The organism is Paenirhizobium selenitireducens ATCC BAA-1503, from assembly GCF_000518785.1.
GTDB lineage: Bacteria > Pseudomonadota > Alphaproteobacteria > Rhizobiales > Rhizobiaceae > Allorhizobium > Allorhizobium selenitireducens.
This window is the reverse complement of the sequence record NZ_KI912495.1, coordinates 48000-68607: the sequence shown is the minus strand read 5'-3', so window position 1 is coordinate 68607 and position 20608 is coordinate 48000. Positions and strand designations below refer to the sequence as shown.

The 20608-nt window shown below is 64.5% G+C and carries 21 protein-coding genes; 16 read left to right on the top strand and 5 right to left on the bottom strand.

Annotation, left to right across the window (positions count from 1 at the left end):
• Nucleotides 1–15: 15 nt before the first annotated feature.
• The 6 genes from guaA to ybaK all read left to right on the top strand — a co-directional run bounded on the left by guaA (nucleotide 16) and on the right by ybaK (nucleotide 6720).
• Nucleotides 16–1578, top strand: coding sequence for a glutamine-hydrolyzing GMP synthase (gene guaA / locus L867_RS0121290; protein WP_028738701.1), 1563 nt, complete (start codon nucleotides 16–18; stop codon nucleotides 1576–1578).
• Nucleotides 1579–1846: 268 nt separating this feature from the next.
• Nucleotides 1847–2632, top strand: a complete 786-nt coding sequence (locus L867_RS0121285) for a hypothetical protein (RefSeq protein ID WP_146086617.1) — start codon at nucleotides 1847–1849, stop codon at nucleotides 2630–2632.
• Between the two features lie 405 nt (nucleotides 2633–3037).
• Complete coding sequence (locus L867_RS26095) at nucleotides 3038–4606, top strand: methyl-accepting chemotaxis protein (RefSeq protein WP_051439152.1); 1569 nt, start codon at nucleotides 3038–3040, stop codon at nucleotides 4604–4606.
• Nucleotides 4607–4746: 140 nt separating this feature from the next.
• Entirely contained in the window at nucleotides 4747–5694 is a 948-nt protein-coding gene (locus tag L867_RS0121275) for a GGDEF domain-containing protein (RefSeq protein WP_084638685.1), read from the top strand.
• Nucleotides 5695–5891: 197 nt separating this feature from the next.
• Nucleotides 5892–6242: an ArsC family reductase gene (locus tag L867_RS0121270; RefSeq protein WP_028738698.1), complete on the top strand. Its 351-nt coding sequence runs from the start codon at nucleotides 5892–5894 to the stop codon at nucleotides 6240–6242.
• Nucleotides 6243–6246: 4 nt separating this feature from the next.
• Entirely contained in the window at nucleotides 6247–6720 is a 474-nt protein-coding gene (ybaK, locus tag L867_RS0121265) for a Cys-tRNA(Pro) deacylase (protein WP_028738697.1), read from the top strand.
• Between the two features lie 17 nt (nucleotides 6721–6737).
• Here the strand turns inward: ybaK and L867_RS0121260 are convergent, their stop codons facing one another.
• Nucleotides 6738–7190: a MarR family winged helix-turn-helix transcriptional regulator gene (locus tag L867_RS0121260; RefSeq protein ID WP_037174279.1), complete on the bottom strand. Its 453-nt coding sequence runs from the start codon at nucleotides 7188–7190 to the stop codon at nucleotides 6738–6740.
• A gap of 83 nt (nucleotides 7191–7273) precedes the next feature.
• On the opposite strand from L867_RS0121260, the gene L867_RS0121255 reads away from it, so the two are divergent.
• Both L867_RS0121255 and L867_RS0121250 read left to right on the top strand, forming a co-directional pair.
• Entirely contained in the window at nucleotides 7274–7945 is a 672-nt protein-coding gene (locus L867_RS0121255; protein ID WP_028738695.1) for a glutathione S-transferase family protein, read from the top strand.
• A gap of 86 nt (nucleotides 7946–8031) precedes the next feature.
• A complete protein-coding gene (locus L867_RS0121250; RefSeq protein ID WP_028738694.1) occupies nucleotides 8032–9288 on the top strand; it encodes an aminopeptidase in 1257 nt (418 codons plus the stop codon).
• Between the two features lie 45 nt (nucleotides 9289–9333).
• Here L867_RS0121250 and L867_RS0121245 read toward each other — a convergent pair whose 3' ends face one another.
• On the bottom strand, nucleotides 9334–10215 hold the full coding sequence (locus L867_RS0121245; protein ID WP_028738693.1) for an EamA family transporter: 882 nt from the start codon (nucleotides 10213–10215) through the stop codon (nucleotides 9334–9336).
• A gap of 84 nt (nucleotides 10216–10299) precedes the next feature.
• Here L867_RS0121245 and L867_RS0121240 point away from each other — a divergent pair, with 84 nt between their 5' ends.
• Nucleotides 10300–10797, top strand: coding sequence for a MarR family winged helix-turn-helix transcriptional regulator (locus L867_RS0121240; protein ID WP_028738692.1), 498 nt, complete (start codon nucleotides 10300–10302; stop codon nucleotides 10795–10797).
• Between the two features lie 518 nt (nucleotides 10798–11315).
• Nucleotides 11316–11822 (top strand): hypothetical protein, encoded by a 507-nt coding sequence (locus L867_RS0121235; RefSeq protein ID WP_028738691.1) that lies wholly within the window; start codon nucleotides 11316–11318, stop codon nucleotides 11820–11822.
• A gap of 51 nt (nucleotides 11823–11873) precedes the next feature.
• Here L867_RS0121235 and xseA read toward each other — a convergent pair whose 3' ends face one another.
• Nucleotides 11874–13514, bottom strand: coding sequence for an exodeoxyribonuclease VII large subunit (gene xseA, locus L867_RS0121230; RefSeq protein WP_028738690.1), 1641 nt, complete (start codon nucleotides 13512–13514; stop codon nucleotides 11874–11876).
• Between the two features lie 208 nt (nucleotides 13515–13722).
• Here xseA and L867_RS0121220 point away from each other — a divergent pair, with 208 nt between their 5' ends.
• A complete protein-coding gene (locus tag L867_RS0121220; RefSeq protein WP_028738688.1) occupies nucleotides 13723–13986 on the top strand; it encodes a spike base protein, RCAP_Rcc01079 family in 264 nt (87 codons plus the stop codon).
• Nucleotides 13987–14118: 132 nt separating this feature from the next.
• On the top strand, nucleotides 14119–14349 hold the full coding sequence (locus L867_RS0121215) for a hypothetical protein (RefSeq protein ID WP_028738687.1): 231 nt from the start codon (nucleotides 14119–14121) through the stop codon (nucleotides 14347–14349).
• A 60-nt stretch (nucleotides 14350–14409) separates the two neighbouring features.
• Here L867_RS0121215 and L867_RS26090 read toward each other — a convergent pair whose 3' ends face one another.
• A complete protein-coding gene (locus L867_RS26090) occupies nucleotides 14410–16227 on the bottom strand; it encodes a hypothetical protein (RefSeq protein ID WP_037174166.1) in 1818 nt (605 codons plus the stop codon).
• Nucleotides 16228–16390: 163 nt separating this feature from the next.
• On the opposite strand from L867_RS26090, the gene L867_RS0121205 reads away from it, so the two are divergent.
• The gene (locus tag L867_RS0121205; RefSeq protein WP_028738686.1) at nucleotides 16391–17395 is read left to right on the top strand and encodes a glycosyltransferase; all 1005 of its coding nucleotides are present in this window, start codon (nucleotides 16391–16393) and stop codon (nucleotides 17393–17395) included.
• Nucleotides 17392–17766: a GtrA family protein gene (locus L867_RS0121200; protein ID WP_028738685.1), complete on the top strand. Its 375-nt coding sequence runs from the start codon at nucleotides 17392–17394 to the stop codon at nucleotides 17764–17766. The genes L867_RS0121205 and L867_RS0121200 overlap by 4 nt, the downstream gene beginning before the upstream one ends.
• A gap of 8 nt (nucleotides 17767–17774) precedes the next feature.
• Here L867_RS0121200 and L867_RS0121195 read toward each other — a convergent pair whose 3' ends face one another.
• Nucleotides 17775–18764, bottom strand: a complete 990-nt coding sequence (locus L867_RS0121195) for a Gfo/Idh/MocA family protein (protein ID WP_028738684.1) — start codon at nucleotides 18762–18764, stop codon at nucleotides 17775–17777.
• A gap of 200 nt (nucleotides 18765–18964) precedes the next feature.
• On the opposite strand from L867_RS0121195, the gene L867_RS0121190 reads away from it, so the two are divergent.
• Together L867_RS0121190 and L867_RS0121185 are read left to right on the top strand one after the other, a co-directional pair.
• Entirely contained in the window at nucleotides 18965–19525 is a 561-nt protein-coding gene (locus L867_RS0121190) for a cysteine hydrolase family protein (protein WP_028738683.1), read from the top strand.
• Nucleotides 19522–20520: a GlxA family transcriptional regulator gene (locus tag L867_RS0121185; protein ID WP_028738682.1), complete on the top strand. Its 999-nt coding sequence runs from the start codon at nucleotides 19522–19524 to the stop codon at nucleotides 20518–20520. The genes L867_RS0121190 and L867_RS0121185 overlap by 4 nt, the downstream gene beginning before the upstream one ends.
• Nucleotides 20521–20608: the final 88 nt, after the last annotated feature.

The window sequence follows — 20608 nt, the reverse complement described above, 5'->3', positions numbered from 1 at the left end:
CATTAAAGGCTCGCCATGACCCAGAAAGCACATCCCGACAGCGTTCTCATCATCGATTTCGGCAGCCAGGTAACGCAGCTGATCGCACGGCGCGTGCGCGAAGCCGGCGTCTATTGCGAGATCGTCCCGTTCCAGTCCGCCGAGGAAGGTTTCCACCGGCTGAAGCCGAAGGCAATCATCCTGTCGGGCAGCCCCGCCTCGACGCTGGACGAAGGCAGCCCCCGGGCGCCGCAGATCATCTTCGACAGCGGCCTGCCGATCTTCGGCATCTGCTACGGCCAGCAGACGATGTGCGCCCAGCTCGGCGGCAAGGTCGAAAGCGGCCATCACCGCGAATTCGGCCGCGCCTTCCTCGAGATCGACAAGGAATGCCCGTTGTTCGAGGGCCTGTGGTCCGCCGGCTCGCGTCACCAGGTGTGGATGAGCCATGGCGACCGCGTCACCGCGATCCCGCCGGGCTTCGAGGTCGTCGCCACCTCGTCCAACGCCCCCTTCGCCTTCATCGCCGACGAGAAGCGCAAGTATTACGCCGTGCAGTTCCATCCGGAAGTCGTGCACACGCCGGACGGCGCCAAGCTGATCGGCAACTTCATTCACAACATCGCCGGCCTCAAGGGCGACTGGACCATGTCGGCCTATCGCGCCAAGGCCGTGCAGCAGATCCGCGACCAGGTCGGGACCAAACGCGTCATCTGCGCGCTGTCCGGCGGCGTCGATTCCTCGGTCGCAGCGCTTCTGATCCACGAAGCCGTCGGCGACCAGCTGACCTGCATCCTCGTCGACCACGGCCTGATGCGCAAGAACGAGGCGGCCGACGTGGTCGCCATGTTCAAGGAACACTACAACCTGCACCTCATCCACGTCGATGCGATCGACCGCTTCGTCGGCGAACTGGAAGGTGTGAGCGACCCGGAAACCAAGCGCAAGATCATCGGCCGCCTGTTCATCGAGACCTTCGAGGACGAGGCGAAGAAGCTCGGCGGCGCCGACTTCCTCGGCCAGGGCACGCTTTATCCGGATGTCATCGAAAGCGTCTCCTTCACCGGCGGCCCGTCGGTGACAATCAAGTCGCACCACAATGTCGGCGGCCTTCCCGAACGCATGAACATGCAGCTCGTCGAGCCGCTGCGCGAACTGTTCAAGGACGAGGTGCGGGCGCTCGGCCGCGAACTCGGCCTGCCGGACAGCTTCATCGGCCGCCATCCCTTCCCGGGCCCCGGCCTCGCCATCCGCTGCCCCGGCGGCATCACGCGCGAGAAGCTCGAGATCCTGCGCGAAGCCGACGCCATCTATCTCGACGAGATCCGCAAGGCCGGCCTTTACGACGCCATCTGGCAGGCCTTCGCCGTGCTCCTGCCGGTTCAGACCGTCGGCGTCATGGGCGACGGACGCACCTATGAATTCGTCTGCGCGCTGCGCGCCGTGACCTCGGTCGACGGCATGACGGCCGACTTCTACCACTACGACATGGAATTCCTCGGCCGCGCCGCCACCCGCATCATCAACGAAGTGCGCGGCATCAACCGCGTCGTCTACGACGTGACGTCGAAGCCGCCCGGCACGATCGAGTGGGAATGAGCGTCTAGGTACGCTTGCAGGCCCAAGGGCGGAACAGCATCCGTTTCGCCCTTTCCGGGCATCGTTCCCTTTGCGGGCCATGGTGACGTGCGGAACATGCCGTCATTGCCAGGTGGGATTGGCATGACCGTCATTTCGACCGCCAGAGCGAAGGCAGGTCATTGCCGGTTGAGTCCCCATCCTTAAGCCCCTATCCTTGTCGTCGGCGTCTCTCCGGACGGACGCACACAAGATCCGGGCGGCCGACACGACGCGGCAGGTGGCGCAAGTGGCAAAACTCATCTGGAAATTAGGGGCAGCAGGGCTTCCCTCAGCTTTGGCGGCCATCCTGGCCCTCTCCGCAGGCCCTTGGGGCGCAACCGTCGCTCTTGCCGGTCGCGACACGCCACAGTTTCATAGCGGGGCATGTCGCGGCGCGTATCCCGGATGGCTGCGCGGCGTCGTCGATGGTTACAATGATCTGTCCAAGAGCCCCGTTGAAAACCCGTCGAGCGTCTTGCTGAAGGTTCCCACGCCCAGGGCGCTCTCGCCTGGCGACGAACGTCTCGGATTTGGCGACGGCCTGCAGGCGGGTTTCAAACTGGGGGTAGATTATGGGGCGGAACTGGGCAAGGCCGCGCGAACGCGTGACGACGTTTCCCAAAAAATGGCAAATCTGACGGCCCAGTTCCAGGCATACATGCAGACACACTGTGTCGACCCGGCCGCCGCATTGAACTGGGACACGACTTTTATGAATGAGGCTCAAACCTCGACCGTCGCTAGCCTCAACGAGGCTCAGCTCGCCATGCATCTTGCGGCTACCGCCAATCAGTTGGCAATCGGAGCCGAAAACATGGCTCAGGAAGCCAGGGAAGCCCAGGCAAAGGGTGACCAGGCAGCGGTCATGGCGTTGAGAGCGGCTGCACAGTCTTCCGCGCAGACGGCAGCGGGTTTCGCCCAGATGGCGAAAGGCCATGCCGCCACTGGTCGGGAGGAGGCAGTCCAGGCCATATTCGACGCCCAGGCCGCCGCCGACAGGGCCAGGAAAGCTGCCGATAGCGTTGGCGGTTGATCGGGAAGTCGACGAGGTGACGCCCTCCGCACGGGCCTCATAATCCCCTCACTCAGCTTGAGCATTTGCGACCGACGTTGGGCTTCGCACATTCACCGTTGACTATCCATTTCCGCACTCTTGTTGCAGCCGACCGTCTGTTGACGGACACCAACGAAACATATTGGTAGCAATCGATACTATTAAACGACACACTCACCGCACAACTCTTGCTTATTGTCAATTTTCAGAGCACTTCTGACAATACTTCATACATATATTATAAATATCGAATTCAGAAGATCGTAATATATATAGGCGTTACTATTCATAAACCATAGTGTTCTATCCTCTCCATAGAAGATTCGCGATCAATATTAGGCGAACCAAAATTTCCAGAGATCTTTTATCGGCGAGGGGGCCGCCATGACCAATTTCAAGCAGGACGCCGTGCATTCCACGACCACCCAAGCGGTCGGACAATCAGCGGGAGCGAGCGTCGAGCAGCGCCTCGACTTCATGCAGTTGACGAAGACCGACCGGGACGGGATCCGCAGCCTTAAGGCGCTAATCGACCGGGAACTGCCCAAAGGGCTCGACAAGTTCTATGCGCAGCTGCGCAAGACACCGGAGGTGCGGCGGTTCTTCGCCTCCGACGAGCATATCAGCCGCGCCAAGGGCGCGCAGGTGAACCACTGGTCGAACATTTCCGAGGGCGACTTCAGCGCCGACTATGTGGCAAAGGTCCGCACCATCGGCACGGTGCATGCCCGGATCGGCCTGGAGCCGCGCTGGTATATCGGCGGCTACGCCATCGTGCTCGACCATCTGGTCCAGGAAGTGGTGCGCGATGCCTTCGCCGGCCAGGGCCTGTTCGGCAAGGGGCGGGCCAAGGCGGAGGAGACGGGACGCGTGCTCGGCGCGCTGGTCAAGGCCGTGATGCTCGACATGGACCTCGCCATCTCCGTCTATATCGACGAAGCGGAGGCGGCCAAGCAGAAGGCGCAGGCCGAGGCGATCGCCGCCGAGCGAAACCTGGTCTGCGACATCTTCGGCGAGGCCATGGCGCGCATCGCCGCCAAGGACCTGACCCACTGCATGGCCCACGACGTGCCGATGGCCTATCACTCGGTCTGTTCCGACTTCAACAATGCGACGCAGGAGCTGGCTGCGACGATCGGCGCCATCGAGGCCGGCATGCATCAGATCAACAATGGCAGCGAGGAGATCCGGCAGGCGGCGGAGGATCTTGCCAAGCGCACCGAGCGACAGGCAGCCTCGCTTGAGGAGACGGCGGCCTCGCTTGACGAGATCACCACGACAGTGGGCGACTCGACCCGACGTGCCGGCGAGGCCGGCCTGCTGGTGGCGAGGATGAAGAGCGGGGCTGAGCACTCGGGCGAGATCGTCAAGCAGGCGGTCTCGGCCATGGATGCGATCGAGGCTTCCTCCAGTGCGATCGGCAACATCATCGGCGTGATCGACAACATCGCCTTCCAGACGAACCTGCTGGCGCTGAATGCCGGGGTCGAGGCGGCCCGCGCCGGCGAGGCCGGCAAGGGGTTTGCGGTCGTCGCGCAGGAGGTTCGCGAACTGGCCCAACGCTCGGCCCAGGCGGCGCGCGAGATCAAGGAGCTGATCACCCGGTCCGGCGAGCAGGTGCGCAGCGGCGTGGCCCTGGTCGGCCATACGGGCGAAGCGCTACAAGGGATCGCCACGGACGTCGGCGAACTGACGCATCACATCGGCGCCATCGTCCTGGCGGCCCGCGAACAGTCGACGGCACTCACCGAGATCAACACCGCCGTCAACAGCATGGACCAGGCGACACAGCAGAATGCCGCCATGGTCGAGCAGTCGACGGCGGCTACCCATGCGCTCACCGCCGAGATCGGCCGCATCGTGCAGATGATCCGGCAATTCTCGACTGACAAGGCCGACCCAAGGGCCGCGGAGACCCGCTCCGGAGCGGCAGGCAAAAGGTCGGCGGCCTGAAGAGGGTCGTCATCCTTCGTTTACGATAGCGGCAGGTCGGGGCCGCCCCCGGCCCGCCGACAAACCTCCATTAAGGAATAGGTGGTTCGGTGGACACATCTTACAAAGTATAACTATATTGTCTTGAAAAGGATTTTCTCATGGCTTCCCTATCCACTTACGGAGAGCCATCGCGCCTCGATGACGCGGTTTACAGCAGGATCGTCGCTGAAATGGAAGACGGCATCGTCGCGATCGACGCGGACGGCACGATCCTCTATTGCAATCACGCGGTGGAAAGCCTTTTCCAGCAGACGTCGGCGAGCCTTGTCGGCCAGCCGCTCGACGCGCTCTTGCCCCCGCGCTTCCGCCAGATCCACCGGCACCACCTGGCCGGTTTCATGGAGGGGCAGGTCGACGCGAAATACATGGGCAGCCGGAGATCCTTCATCATCGGCTACCGCGCGGACGGAACGGAGATCCATCTCGGCGCCACCATCCTGCGCACCGGCGGCATAGACGGACCGGTCTTCATCGCCGTGCTGCGCGATTTGACCGAACGGCACGGCTACCAGCACGAGCTCGAACGGCTTGCCAATACCGACCCGCTGTCCGGCATCAACAACCGCCGCGCCTTCACCAACCTCGCGGTCAAGGAACTCTCCCGCTGCCGGCAGGCGCAGGAACCGGTGTCGATCATCCTGTTCGACCTCGACGGCTTCAAGGCCGTCAATGACGGATATGGCCATGATGTCGGCGATACCGTGATCTGCGAATTCACCCAGATCCTGAAATCGGTCGCCCACAGCGGCGACCTGCTGGCCCGCTGGGGCGGCGAGGAATTCGTGCTGATGATGCCGGATACCAGCGTCGAGCGCTGCGCGGCGATCGCCGACATGGTTCGCCGCAATGTCGAGATCCTCGAATTCGGCACGGCAAGCGGCGTGTCGCTGCGCCTGACGGTCAGCGCCGGCGTGAGCACGGCCGGAGCGGCCGACGAGAGCCTCGACGACCTGATCCGTCGCGCCGACCATGCGCTCTATGGCGCCAAGAACGGCGGCCGAAACCGGGTGGTGATCGAGCCAGCGGCCTCTCCGCTTGCTGCGTGAGCCTGCTCGCACGACAGCCGATCGCGGACCAAACCATACGCAACCGACCGACATTGTTCCTCCCACGGCGGGATGTCGCGATCCCGCGCGCTACCCGGTCTATCAGGTCGTCGGGCGGCCCCTCCCCCCGACTCGCATTTGCCTTTAGCCCGCCCCGTGCTATCTGCCTTGTTCGGTTTCATTTGGGATTTTGACCCATGCAGGCACGCATTTACGGCATCAAGAACTGCGACACGATGAAGAAGGCGCGCCTGTGGCTCGAAGAGCACGGCGTCGATTATGCCTTCCACGACTACAAGGTCTCAGGCATCGACCGGGACCATCTCGAACGCTGGTGCGCCGAGGCCGGCTGGCAGACCGTGCTCAATCGCGCCGGCACGACCTTCAGGAACCTGCCCGACGCGGCGAAGCTCGATCTCGACCCGGACAAGGCGATCGAACTGATGCTCGCCCAGCCGTCGATGATCAAGCGGCCGGTGCTGGAGGCCGGCGGCAAGCTGCTCATCGGCTTCAAGCCGGAGGTCTACGCCGCCGCGTTGAAGGCCTGACGCCATGGCGAAGACGACGCGCGCAACCCAGTTCCTGGAAAAGGCCGGGGTGGCCTTTGCCACCGTGACCTATGACTACGATCCGAACGCCGAACGCATCGGCTTGCAGGCCGCGGAGGCGATCGGCGAGGCGCCGCATCGCGTGCTGAAGACGCTGATGGCCGAACTCGACGGCAAGCCGGTCTGCGTCGTCGTGCCCTCCGACAAGGAGGTGAGCATGAAGAAGCTCGCCGCCGCCTTCGGCGGCAAGCATGCGGCTATGATGAAGCCGGCGGTGGCCGAGAAGACGACGGGCTATGTAGTCGGCGGGATCAGCCCCTTCGGCCAGAAGAAGCTTGTGCCGACGGCGATCGAGATCGACGCGCTGTCGGAGACGCAGGTCTATATCAACGGTGGGCAACGCGGCCTCCAGGTTCGGCTCTCGCCGCAGGATGCGCTCAACGCGCTGGGTGCCATCGCCGCATCGTTGGTCTCCTGACTGCGGCCGGCCGAGCCTCAGGCCAGTCGCTTGAGCAGACTTGTCAGCATTTGCGCCTCCTCCTCGCTCAGCCGGGCTCCCAGATGTTCCTCGATCGAGCGCCCGTAGATCGTCCACATGCGCGCGCGCCTTTCCCGCCCCGCCTCGGTGATGACGACCCAGCGTCCGCGACTGTCCTGGTCGAACACCTCACGGCGCACCAGCGCCTCCTTCTCCAGCCGATCGATCAGCCGTGAAAGATTGTACTGGGTCAACAGGGTGCGCTCTTCGATCTCGAAAGGGCGCAGGCGGCCATCTTCCGCGCGATCAAGCTCCCACAGCACGTCGTACCAACTGAGCGGCGGCAAGCCTGCCGCCTTCAGGTCGCATTCCATCGCCGCGAGTACCCGCTGTTGCGCGCGCGCCAGCGTGACCCAGAGTTCCGTGACGCTCGCGGCGGAACACGGGGCGGTCTTCTTTTCGTCGGACATAGATGCAATTACATGCATCTTGACGATCTCCGCAAGATGAATTACATGCAGATGCATCTACTTCATTCAAGGAAGGACGCCCCATGGCCGAACTACGCCTCGTCAGCCACCACCTGTGCCCCTATGTCCAGCGGGCTGCCATCGCGCTCGCCGAAAAGGGCGTACCCTTCGAGCGCATCAACATCGACCTTGCGGCCAAGCCCGACTGGTTCCTGAAAATATCGCCGCTGGGCAAGGTTCCGCTCCTGCAGGTCGAACAGGACGTGCTGTTCGAAAGCTCGGTCATCTGCGAATACCTGGAGGAGACCCAACCGGGCCAGAAGCTGCACCCGGCCGACCCGCTGCGGCGCGCCCGTCATCGCGGCTGGATGGAGTTCGGATCCTCCATCCTCTCCGATCTCTGGGTTTTCGAAACCACCCAGGACCAGGCAGCGCTGGAGGCCAAGAGCAAGGTGCTCGCCTCCAGATTTGCCACGCTGGAGGCCGAACTCGGGGACGGGCCATTCTTCGCCAGTGCACATTTCAGCCTCGTGGATGCGGTCTTCGCGCCGATCTTCCGCTATTTCGACCTGTTCGACAGGCTCGCCGACCATCATATCTTCGACGGCCTGCCGAAGGTGACTGCATGGCGCCAGGCGCTGGCTGCGCGCCCAAGCGTCAAGGGCGCGGTCGCCGACGATTATGCGGACCGGCTCATGGCCTTCCTGGAGAAGCACGACGCTGTCCTTTTGAGGCAGGCGAAGCCAGCGGTCTGAACAGGCGCGGGCTTCGCATCCGTCTTCTGTTTTGCCCGAATCCGTCCTAAAAGGGCGCAACGCAATCGACGGAAGCAGGATATTCGATGAACGCATCTCTCCATACCGCCATCGACCCGGTCGACCCGGTCCGCCTCGACAAGCTTGCCGAAGTGGCCGTCAAGGTCGGGCTCCAGCTGCAGAAGGGTCAGGACCTGGTCATGACCGCGCCGATCGCGGCATTGCCGCTGGTGCGCCTCATCACCAGGCATGCCTATATGGCCGGTGCCGGTCTCGTCACCACCTTCTACGCCGACGAGGAGACGACGCTGGCGCGCTATGCCCACGCGCCCGATGAGAGCTTCGACAAGGCGTCCGGCTGGCTCTATGACGGCATGGCAAGAGCCTTCGAAGGCGGAGCGGCACGGCTCGCCATTGCCGGCGACAATCCCATGCTGCTCTCCGGCCAGGATCCGGCCAAGGTGGCGCGCGCCAACAAGGCCAATTCGATCGCTTACAAGCCGGCGCTGGAGCATATCTCCAATTTCGACATCAACTGGAACATCTGCTCCTATCCCAACCCCTCCTGGGCCAAGCTCGTCTTCCCGGACCTGCCCATCGCCGAGGCCGTCGGCAGGCTAGCCGAGGCGATCTTCGCCGCCTCGCGCGTCAACGAGACCGATCCGATCGCCGCCTGGGCCGCCCATAATGCCGAGCTCCGCAAGCGCTCGGGCTGGCTGAACGGCAAGCGTTTCTCGGCGCTGCATTTCACCGGCCCCGGCACCGACCTGACCGTCGGTCTCGCCGACGGCCATGAATGGCATGGCGGCGCGTCCACGGCCAAGAACGGCGTCACCTGCAATCCCAACATCCCGACCGAGGAAGTGTTCACCACGCCGCACGCGCTCAGGGTCGACGGCCATGTCTCGTCCACCAAGCCGCTGTCACACCAGGGCACGCTGATCGACAATATCCAGGTGCGGTTCGAGGGCGGCCGCATCGTCGAGGCGAAGGCCTCGAAGGGTGAGGAAGTGCTGCTCAAGGTGCTCGACACCGACGAGGGCGCGCGCCGTCTCGGCGAAGTGGCGCTGGTGCCGCATTCCTCGCCGATCTCGGCCTCCGGCGTGCTGTTCTACAACACGCTGTTCGACGAGAACGCGTCGTGCCATATCGCGCTCGGCCAGTGCTATTCCAAGTGCTTCCTCGACGGGGCGTCGCTGACGCCGGATCAAATCAAGGCGCAGGGCGGCAATTCCTCGCTGATCCACATCGACTGGATGATCGGTTCGGACAAGGTCGACATCGACGGCATTCGCGCCGACGGCGCGAAGGTGCCGGTGATGCGCAAGGGCGAATGGGCCTGAGCGATCCGGTCATCGGAGGGGCCGGTCACGCCGGCCTTTCCAGCGTCAGACCTCGGCTGACACCGCCGACGGCGGCCGGGACGCCCATTGCGCCGACCAGACGCTGACGAGCACCGCCACGAAGCCGAGCATCTGCAGCGGCGACAGGTTCTGCCCGAGCAGCGTCCAGCCGAGCAGGGTCGCGACCAGCGGGCTCAGGAAGCCGAGCGAGGCGACTGCCGACGGCTCGAGACGGGCGAGCCCCCAGAACCAGACGAGATAAGTCAGCGCACCGCCGATCAGGCCGAGATGGACAAAGCCGAGATAGTTCGCGAGCGTGAGCGGAGGCAGCGCCGGCTCCAGCAGAAACGCCAAAGGCACCAGCATGATGCCGCCCGCGGTCAGCTGCCAGGCGGTGAAGGTCAGGCTGGAGACCGGCGGGCGCCAATGGCGTGAGAGCACCGTGCCCGCCGCCATGGACGCAGCCCCGGCCAGGCCTGCTGCCACGCCCAGCGGGTCGAGCGCGGCCTTCGGCGTCAGCACCAGCAGTGCCACGCCAAAGAGCCCGCCGGCCGCCGCGAGCACCACGGCGCGGCGCATCGGCGTGCCGATCACGAGCCGGGCGAGGCCGATGACGATCAGCGGCTGGATCGCTCCCACCGTGGCGGCGACGCCGCCCGGCAGGCGATAGGCCGAGACGAACAGCATGGCCCAGAAGACGGTGAAGTTCAGACCGCCGAGCACGAAGACGCGCGGCCACCAGCGGCCGGACGGCAGCTGCCGCACAAGGACCAGCAACAGCAGGCCGGCCGGCAGGGCGCGCAGCATGGCGACCGTCAGCGGATAGCCCTGCGGCAGGAGGCCGGTGGTGACGATGTAGGTGCTGCCCCAGATCGCCGGCGCCAGCGCGGTCAGGGCGATCACCGTCATGGGCGAATTTACCTTCAGTTCCATTATCTTGACCTCAAGTTATATGAGCAGATTATCGGCAGATATCTTGACGTCAAGCAAAATTGTCGGCTAGCTAGTCCCATGACATCTCCCAAGCCCGACGCCGTCGATCAGATTCTCGCCCAATGGAACAGGGAGCGGCCCGACCTCGACGTCTCCGCCATGGGGCCACTCGGACGGCTGGCGCGGCTGCGCACCCATCTGTCGCGCGAGATCGACGCCGTGCTTTCAGCCCACGGGCTGAACAGTTCGACCTTCGACGTTCTGGCGACGCTGCGCCGGTCGGGCACGCCCTACCGTCTCTCTCCTTCCGACCTGATGGCGACCATGATGGTCACTTCAGGCACCATGACCAACCGCATTGACCAGCTGGAGAAGCAGGGTCTCGTCGAGCGCCTGCCCAATCCGGAAGACCGGCGCGGCCTGCTCGTGGCGCTGACGCCCAAGGGCCGGGCGCTGGTGGACGAGGCCGTGACGGCACATGTCGCCAATCAGGACCGGCTGGTGGCCGCGCTCACCGTCGAGGAGCGCCAGGCGCTCGACGCGCTTCTGAGACGACATCTCGCCGCGTTCGAATAGGTCGGCGGGCCGATAGATCAATATGACAGTAGCATCGCGATTGTTGGTGAGCGCCGGAGACTCGCTCCGACGCCCTAAATCTGGCCTAACGGCTCCGCCGTCGGCAAACGCGTTTTGGCAGTGCTGAGGAACTAGCCGCAGCAACGCCAATAGCCGCAGACGCACTCAACACGTCCGTACCGGACGCGTGTGTACGACTGGACCCAGTGACAAGCACGGGGGGCCATTGTTATCCTCCTTCGCTGGAGGACTCTTGAATGTCAGATGAACCTGTGATAACCCACCTTGCGAGGGAGACTTAACCACAGTGTCCATCTTATCCCGCCGACGAGTCATGGTAGGCACAGCGGGACCGGAACCGGCCCTACGGAAGCGTTGGCGCGCTTCGTGGGGCCGTTTTCATTCCGGCATTCATACCCCTTCATACACTCCATTTCAGTGCCACACAAGGGCGCACACACGCCTTGTGCTGATTTTCAACCGAGTGTAAGGTAGCTTTAACTCAGAGGAGTAAAGCGATGTCCGACAAGGTTCTCAAGAACGCCGTGGCGCGAAAAAAATCTTTAATTGACAGACGCTTAGCCTTACACGATGAGATCACTCAGATCGACCAACAAATCGGCGAAGTGGAATCCTTCATCAAGACATGGCACATGTTCTCTGAACAAGAAGGCGACGAATTGTTGTTATCGGCAGCGGAAAAACAGAACAAAGACGAAACCACAGAATCACCGAACAACAGGATCGTGAGCAATTCACGCAAGGAGGATGTCGCAGAAGCCTCTAGGGAAATCATACGCCGCTCGGGCCATCCTCTACGCAGGGAAGAACTGTATGAGGCTTTGATTGCAAAAGGTCTTACGATCAATGGAAAGGACCCGCTGAACGTACTCACCACAATGCTGTGGCGTATGCAACACCGTGTGGCTAAGCGACCGGACGGTCGATATGATCTGGCTGAAAATCAGGGGGAAGGCGCGGATCCAGCATCGGCAACAGCCGATATCGACGATATGTTGGGATAGGACCGTATTATCGCAAATGCGCTCTGTTATTATACATGCAGATTCGACTCATCAGAACAGGCTCCCCTGCCCGGCAGGCGGCTCGCTCTTTTTCGCTGGCCGAGGCGCGGTCGCGGGCCTGGCAGTCACGGCCGGCGATACCGGAGGCGATGACGGTTCGCGCGCTGGCTGCCCTGGCACCCCGTCGCCGCCTTCGGTGATGGCCGACACGCGGCCGTCGGAAAACTCGATCGAGATCGCCGATCCCGCACCAAGGCCAGCCGCCCGCGAGACCGGACGGTCGGCGCCATCGCGGATCACCGCATAGCCGCGCTGGAGCACGTTCTTGTAGGACAGCGACTGCAGCATGCGCTCGTGGCCAGTGAGCGTCGCGCGGTTCGCCCTGAGTTCGTTCAACACTGCGCTGTCGGCGCGCCGGGTGAGCCCCTCCAGCCGGTCGCGGCTGCGGTCGGTCTGCGCGCGCAGGCGTGCCGGCAGATTGCGCAGCACCGCGTCGGCGCCGCCCACCCGGGCCCGCAGGCGATCGATCATGCGTTCGACGATGCGTTCGGCCAGCGCCGAGCGTTCGGCCACCCTCTGGCGTCTTTCGCCGATGCGCCGCGCCAGCATGTCGGGACGGAGCGCCGACGCGGAGCGCTCGAAGGCCCGGCGCTTGGCCATGGTATTGAGTTCGAGGCCCCGGCCAAGCCCGGTCGCCGCCTCGTCGAAACGGCGGCGCGGCAGGGCGAGCAACTGGTCGAGCGACGGCAGCGCACGCGTCAGCGCCCTCAGGCCCTGGCGGCGTATTTCCATCTGGCGGGAGGTGGCGCCCGAAAGCCGCGCGGCGATACTGGCCACCTGCGCCACCAGATCGGCCTTGACCGGCACCGCCATTTCGGCGGCACCCGTCGGCGTCGGTGCGCGCACGTCGGCGGCATAGTCGATCAGCGTCCAGTCGGTCTCGTGGCCGACCGCCGAGATCAGCGGAATGCCGCTTGCCGCGGCCGCGCGCACGACGATCTCGTCGTTGAAGCTCCACAGGTCCTCAAGGCTGCCGCCGCCGCGCGCGACGATCAGCACATCCGGCCGCGGGATCGGGCCGCCCGGCTCCAGCGCGTTGAAGCCATGGATCGCATTGGCCACCTCCTCGCCCGAGCCCTCGCCCTGCACCTTGACCGGCCAGACGAGCACGTGGACCGGAAAGCGGTCGGCGATGCGGTGCAGGATGTCGCGGATGACGGCGCCGGTCGGCGAGGTCACCACCCCGATGACCCTAGGCATGAAGGGCAGGAGCTGCTTCGTCGCTGGGTCGAACAGGCCCTCGGCGCCGAGCTTGCGCTTGCGCTCCTCGATCAACGCCATCAGGGCGCCGGCGCCCGCGGGCTCCATCTGCTCGATGACGATCTGGTATTTTGACGAGCCGGGGAAGGTGGTGATGCGGCCGGTGGCGATCACCTCCATGCCCTCTTCGGGCCTATATTTGAGCTTGGAAAACGAGCCCTTCCAGATCACCGCATCGATGCGCGACTTGTCGTCCTTCAGGCTGAAATAGGCATGGCCCGAGGAATGCGGACCGCGATAGCCGGAGATCTCGCCGCGCACGCGCACATGGTCGAAGGCGGTCTCGATCGTGCGCTTGATGGAGCCCGACAGTTCCGAGACGGTGAACTCGGCGAGATTTGAGCGCGAATCATCGCTGGAGAAACTGGTCATGCTCCCTTCCTAGCGCAAAAAGCGGGGAAGTTCAGCCGCCCCTTGCGCGCTTTTCCTCCCTTTCGCTCTCCGCCCAAGCCACGGCGCCGCAAGGGAAATCCCGCCCAGCTCCCCCATCCGGATCAAGAATTGCGGCACACGATTTTCCCCGCCTCCTTGCCGGGAGCGACAATCGGCCGAGATCAGACGCGCCAAGAGGAGCATTTCCATGACCGACCGCTTCGCAGACTTCCAGCCCTCGCTTTCCGGTCCGGCCTCGACCGGCTTCGCCATCGTTCCTGCCGACGATACCGACCTGCCGGAGGCGACGCGGGCGCTCTATGTCGGTAGCGGCGGCGATCTCGCCGTCACCATGCTGTCCGGCGCAACCGTCGTCTTCACCAGCGTCGCCGGTGGCAGCATGCTGCCGCTGCGGGTCGTGCGTGTGCGGGCGACGGGCACCACCGCCGGTGCCATCGTCGGGCTTGCCTGAGCCTCCTCCTCTCAAGGCAACCGATGGGCCGGGCGCGGCAAAACCTGCGCCCGGCCGCCCTTTCGGCCGGAAACCGCTTGTTAGACAATTCACCCTAGAATGGTCCGACGAGTTCCGAAGCCGAGACCCACGATGATCTTCCCAACCGCCATGATGATCGGATTTGCCGCCGGCCTGACCCGCTCGGCGATCGGCATCGCCCTTTCGGCGGTATTGATCGGTCTGACCTTCACGCTGGCCGTGATGGTATCGCCCGGCCCCGTCGTCTGGCTCTCGCTGGCCTGGGCCTATGCCGGGTTCAATTCGGGCCTGATCGCCGTGCTTCTGGGGCTTGTCGCGATCGAGCGGCGCAAGACCGCCTGAGAGCGCTCCCCTTGCCAGACATCGCCCCTGACCAACGCCGGCATTGAACGGCCGCGTGCCTCAGAACCGCGTGCGGTAGAGCACCATGCCCGATTTGGGATCGAGCGGAAGGGCTTCGAGGTAGGCGGGCACCTCGCCGCGTTCGAGCGCGGCATAGAACCCGTCCGGCTTGAGGTCGCGGATCATCTTCGTCTGCAGGTCGGAGTGGCAATAGGCGACGAGGGTGGCGCCGGACCCGCGCAGGAAGGCTTCCGCCTCCGCGGGCTTCGCGAGGCCGATATGCAGTTCGGTCAGCATGCCGCCCTGGTTGCGGTGATAGGGCGCGGTGAGTACACGATGCGCGGTGAAGCGCAGGATCTCGGACCCCGAATTCGACGGCGCGACCACGGTGGCCGGGGGCAGCGCAGCCAGCTGGCGCAGCGCCGCAGCGGATTCGCAGTCCATGGTCGTCGCGGGACCGACCACCTCGGCCTTGAAGCGCTGCGAAATGCCCGCCGTTCCCTCCGTGACGAAGACGCCGGTCAGCGCCCAGACGCTCGGCACGGCGAGCAGCGTCGAGACGGCAAAGGCGAAACCGGCGCTCGGGTTTTCGGGGTCGCTGCGCGCATTGCGGCGCAGTTCGGCAATCAGCAGCGAGAGCGGCAGGATCGAGAGCAGGTTGGCGAAGACGGCACCGCGCAGCTGAATGAGAGCGATCCCCCAGCTGACGAGGATCAGCGGCAGCAGGATGGCATGCAGTTCCGTGCGGTCGCGTCGGGCGATGCGGAAGAGGCAGGTGACCAGGGCGAAGAAGCCGACGGCATAGAAGCCGCCGACGCTCGCGGGCTCGATGCGCATTTGCCGGAGAACAGACTGGGCCTCGGTGACGTAGTCGAGCCAAAGGGTAAAGAGCAGCGGATCGAGATCGTTCAGCGGGTTCTGCAGGCATTGCGGCGCGAGCACCAGCGCCGCGGCGAGCACCAGCAGGCCATCGACACACAGCACCCCGAAGCGCACAGGACGCGAAGCGCCGCTTGCGAACTCGGCCGAGAGAAACAGCAACATGCCGCCGACCGCCGCGATCCCGTAATAGCCGATCGACAGGCTGTCGCAAGTGACCATGGTGTAGAGGTGCTGCGGCACGGTGGCGAAGAACAGGGCCGAGATGCTGATCGTCACGGTGAGCGCGAAGGCGCGCGCCGCCTGGAGGAAGATCACGCCATGCCAGGCCCAGAGGCCGGCCACCACGAGGCAGGCCGTCGCGACGAGCGGCGTCGTCTCGGCACCGATCGCAATGGCCAGCGCCGCGGCGAGGCCGGCCAGAGCGAAGCTTGCCGGCTTGTGGGCGGGATCGACCAGCATGGCGGTGATCACAGCCACCAGCACGAGCTGCACATTGTGATGGTCGATCGCGCCCGGAAGGAAGCGGTTCGAGGTGATGATCAGCAGTGCGGCAAGCCCGAGCGCTATCTGCATGGCGGGAACGCCGCCGATGCGCCGCGCACCCACCGCGACGGCCGCAAACAACGGGATCGTCAGGGCGAGCGGCCAGACCAAGAGGGCCATGGCTTCGGCACGGGCCGGCGGCAGGAAATGCGAGAAGGCAAGGATCAGCCCTGCGATCGGCAGGTCGATCAGCCGCGACCAGTGCATCAGAGTGCCGCCGTCGAGCCCCAGCCGATATTGCGTGAGATCGAACCACGACTGGCCAGCCAGCAGATCGCGCACCTGGACGAGACGCATCACGTCGTCGTTGTCGGCGCCCACATAGTCTGTGGCGCCCGGCAGGTTGACGAGCAGCAGAATGGCGACCGTGACCGCGCCATAGAAGGCGACAGCGAACCACAAGCGCCCCCAGAGCCGCGCCGCTTCCTTACCGGTCGTTCCTTGATCCGCCATACGCGCGTCAAACCCCGAAGATGAGGCCTCGCGCAGGGAGCGTGAGGCGAAAAACATTGCTTGGTATCGATCGGCGAAACCTAGCCTTAACCTTCTCAAGAAATAGTAAAACCGGGCCGGACACGATCATCGTCGGGCATGTCTTCTGTCGTGAGTAGCCGATATGCGTGGGCCAGCATCCGAAAATCTCGACGTGGCGGTACTGCTGCCCTGCTATAACGAAGCAGGCACGATCGGCGCCGTGGTGCAGGGTTTCCGCGCGGCGCTGCCGCAGGCGCGCATCTACGTCTACGACAACAACTCAACCGACGGCACGGCGCTGACGGCCATGCTTGCCGGCGCAACCGTCATGCGCGAGCGCCGGCAGGGCAAGGGCCATGTGGTGCGCCGCATGTTCTGCGACATCGAGGCCGACGTCTATGTCATGGCCGACGGCGACGGCACCTATGCACCCGACGATGCCGAGGAACTGATCCGCACGCTTGTGACCGAGCGCGCCGACATGGTGGTCGGCACGCGTCGTGGCGTGCATGCCGACGCAGGCCGCAACGGCCACGCCTTCGGCAACCGGCTGTTCAACAAACTCTACCGTTTCCTGTTCGGCAGCGACTTCACCGACATCCTGTCGGGTTACCGGGTCTTTTCCCGCCGTTTCGTCAAGAGCTTCCCCGCCGTCTCGGCCGGGTTCGAGATCGAGACGGAAATGTCGGTCCATGCCTCGCGGCTGAAGCTGCCGGTGGCCGAGCTCGAGCTCGACTATGGCCGCCGCCCGGAAGGCTCGCATTCCAAGCTGTCGACCTTCAGGGACGGCGCAAAGATCCTGTGGATGTTTGCCATGCTGATGAAGGAAACCCGTCCTTTCGCCTTCTTCGGCGCTATCGCGGCGACGATCATGGCGGCGAGCCTCATCTTCATGGCCCCCGTGCTCGTCGAATACTTCACCACCGGCCTCGTCAGCCGCATGCCGACCTGGATCCTGGCGACGGCGCTGATGATGATGTCGCTGCTCGCCTTCACCGCCGGGCTGATCCTCGATTCGCTCGCCCGCTCGCGCGCCGAACAGCTGCGCATCCACTATCTCAGCCTGCCGGCGCTTGCCCATGCGCAACCGGGCGCCCGCGCGGACCGCGAAAAGCGTAAGCCGGCGCGAACCGCCGACGCGGCATGAAGAAGCTTGTCCGCTTCGGCATCGTCGGCACGGCGGGTTTCGTCATCGATGCCGTCCTGCTCTGGCTGCTGCTCGAAACGACACCGCTCGGTCCCTTCCTCGCCCGTGCCATCGCCATTGCGGTTGCGCTCGTCGCAACCTGGTATCTGAACCGCAGCTTCACCTTCGGCGCCTCGCGCCGCTCGATCGCGGTGGAAGGCTTCCGCTACGGCTCGGTCGGCCTCGTCTCGTCCGCGGTCAACTATCTGATCTATAGCGGGCTTCTTCTGTCGCTGCCGATCCTCCAGCCGATGGCGGCGCTGGTGATCGCCTCGATCGCCGCCATGGCCTTTTCCTTCTTCGGCTATTCGCGCTTCGTCTTTCGCCGCTGATCTCCGGCTCAGACCGTCTCCCAGCCGTCCTTCTCGCCGGCGCGATAGATCGCGTCGATGAAGCGCTGGTTGTCGCGCGAGCTTTCCAGGTTTACGACGTCGGAGCGATCGCCGCTCAGCGCTGCCTTGGCAAAGGCCTCGGCCTCGCGCCGATACTGCCGGCTGTCCTGGAAGCGGAAGACCTGCGACTGGTTGTGCGACTGGTTGGAAAGCTCGACCTCTTCGGCGCCCCAGCGATCGGCGTTGAAGGGCGAACGGACCTCGATGAAGCCTTCCGTGCCGTGGAACACCATGGACTGGCGGTTGGCCATCTGGGTCGAGACGTAGAAGCTCAGCTCGAAAGTGCCGAAATCCGCCTTGACGCTCGAATAGATGTCGGTGCCGAATTCGGCATCACGCTCGACCACGGCCTGCACCTTCAACGGTTCGGTGCCGGTGGCGAAACGCGTGGCGATCGCCGGATAGACGCCGATGTCCGGCAGGCCGCCGCCGCCGAGTTCGGGAATGTTGCGCATGTTGCCGGGGTCGCGGTTGAAATAGGTGAAGACGCCCTGCACGTGGCGCAGCCGGCCGATCGCCCCTTCGGACAGCAGGGCGCGCACCTTGCGCCAGACCGGCGCGTAAGTGACCATGAACGCTTCGGAGACCAGCACGCCGTTTCGGTCGCGCGCCGCGATCAGCTGGTCGATGTCCGACGCCTTGAGCGCAATCGGCTTTTCGCACAGCACATGCTTGCCGGCGTCGGCGGCCCTGATCGTCCATTCGACGTGCTGCGCCGTCGGCAGCGGAATGTAGACGGCATCAATCGTATCGGAGGCCAGCATTTCCTCGTAGGAGCCGAAGGCATGCGGCACGGAGAAGCGATCAGCCATGGCGCGCGCCTTGGAAATATCACGGCTTGCAACCGCCGTGACGACGCAGTTCTCGGCGTCCTGCATGGCCGGCACGACGAGGTCGCGGCCGATCTTGGCCGTGGACAGAATTCCGAAACGCAGCATGGGGGCTCCTCCTGTAACGTTGCCGCGCGACCCTAGTCAGAGATCCGCCGCTTGGCAACGGGCCTCGAAGGCAGGTCAGGGCGTGCCGCGTGGCAGATCATGGTTGGCCGGAAATGTCCCATCATCGTCCGGAGCAGAACTTTTTCCCTTTTTCTCATGCGGTATTTTCGGCTATCCCATCAACACAGAGGATGCAGAAAATGACCGCCAGCAACACAGCCCTCCTTGTCATCGACGTACAGGAATCCTTCCGCCACCGCCCCTACTGGCGCGACGAGGACGTCGTCGATTTCCTCTCCAGGCAGCAGGCGCTGATCGACGGGGCGAAGGCCGCCGGCCATGCCGTCGTGCAGATCTTCCACACCGACAACGATGCAGAATTCCGCCTCGACAGCGGTTTCGTCACGACGCTCGCCGGCCTTAAGATCGAGCCTGATGTCATCATCCACAAGACCCGGCACTCGGCCTTCGTCGGCACGCCGCTCGAAATCTGGCTGCGCCAGCGCGGCATCGGCCGGCTGATCGTCTCGGGCATCCGCACCGAGCAGTGCTGCGAGACAACGACGCGCCACGGCGCCGATCTCGGCTTTGCGGTCGACTACGTCACCGAGGCGACGCTGACCTTCCCGATGACCCATGCCTCTGGCCAGGTCTTCAGCGCGGCCGACATCAAGACCCGCACCGAACTCGTGCTTGCCGGTCGCTTTGCCCGCATCGCGACGGTCGAACAGGCGCTCGGCCAGATCGGGCTTGCCGCATGACAGCCGCGCCCCGCCCCGACCGCCGGACCATCCCTGTCTATGTCGTGCTGCCGCCGCACACGCTCTTGATGGATGTCGCCGGTCCGGTCGAGGTGTTGCGCTATGCCAACAGCGAACAGGAGGAAATCCTGTTCGACTGCCGTTTCGTCGCTGCCCGTGCCGAACAGACAACATCGATCGGGCTGACGCTCGCCAATCTCCAGCCCCTGCCCGATCGCCTCCCCGACGGCGCCTATGTCGTCATTTCCGGCAGCATGGGCGCGGTTCCCGATCCGGCATCGGTCGCGGCGGAGCGGGCGGAGATCGCGCGCTGGCTCGGCCGCGTCGTCGTGCCCGGCATCACGCTCGTCACCATCTGTTCCGGCGCCCTGCTTGCAGCATCCGCCGGCCTGCTCGACGGCCATGCCTGCACCACCCATTCGGACTGCATCGACGACCTGCGGCGTCTCTCTCCGACCGCGCAGGTGCTGGAAAACCGCCTCTTCGTCGAGGACGGCGAACGCTTTTCCAGCGCCGGCATCTCCACCGGCATAGACCTGATGCTGCACATCGTCGCGAAGCTGACCTCCGCCCCCGTTGCGCTGGCGATCGCGCGGACCATGGTGATCTACATGCGCCGCAGCGGCGCCGATCCACAGCTCTCCCCTTGGCTGTCCGGCCGCAACCACCTGCACCCGGCGATCCACCGCATCCAGGATGCGATCATGGCCGATCCGGCGCGCGACTGGACGCTGTCGCAGCTGGCGGATCTCGGCCATTTGAGCGAGCGCCACATGACACGGCTGTTTCGCGAGCACGCCGGATTGTCCGTCATCGCTTACGTCAATCTGATGCGGGTGACGCTGGCGCGCGACATCCTCTCTCACTCCCGCCTCGACATGGAGACGGTGGCCGAGCGGGCGGGTTTCTCCTCACCGCGCCATCTCAGGCGCATCTGGGCGCAGCACAACACCCTGCCGCCGAGCCACTACAGGACGTCCGATCAAAGAAATTGAGTGGTCGATCACAGGCGCGGTTGCTAACCTGCGACCTCTCAAGCCCGGCCGCCTTCGGCCGCCTCCCGCGAACCCACGGAGTTTACCC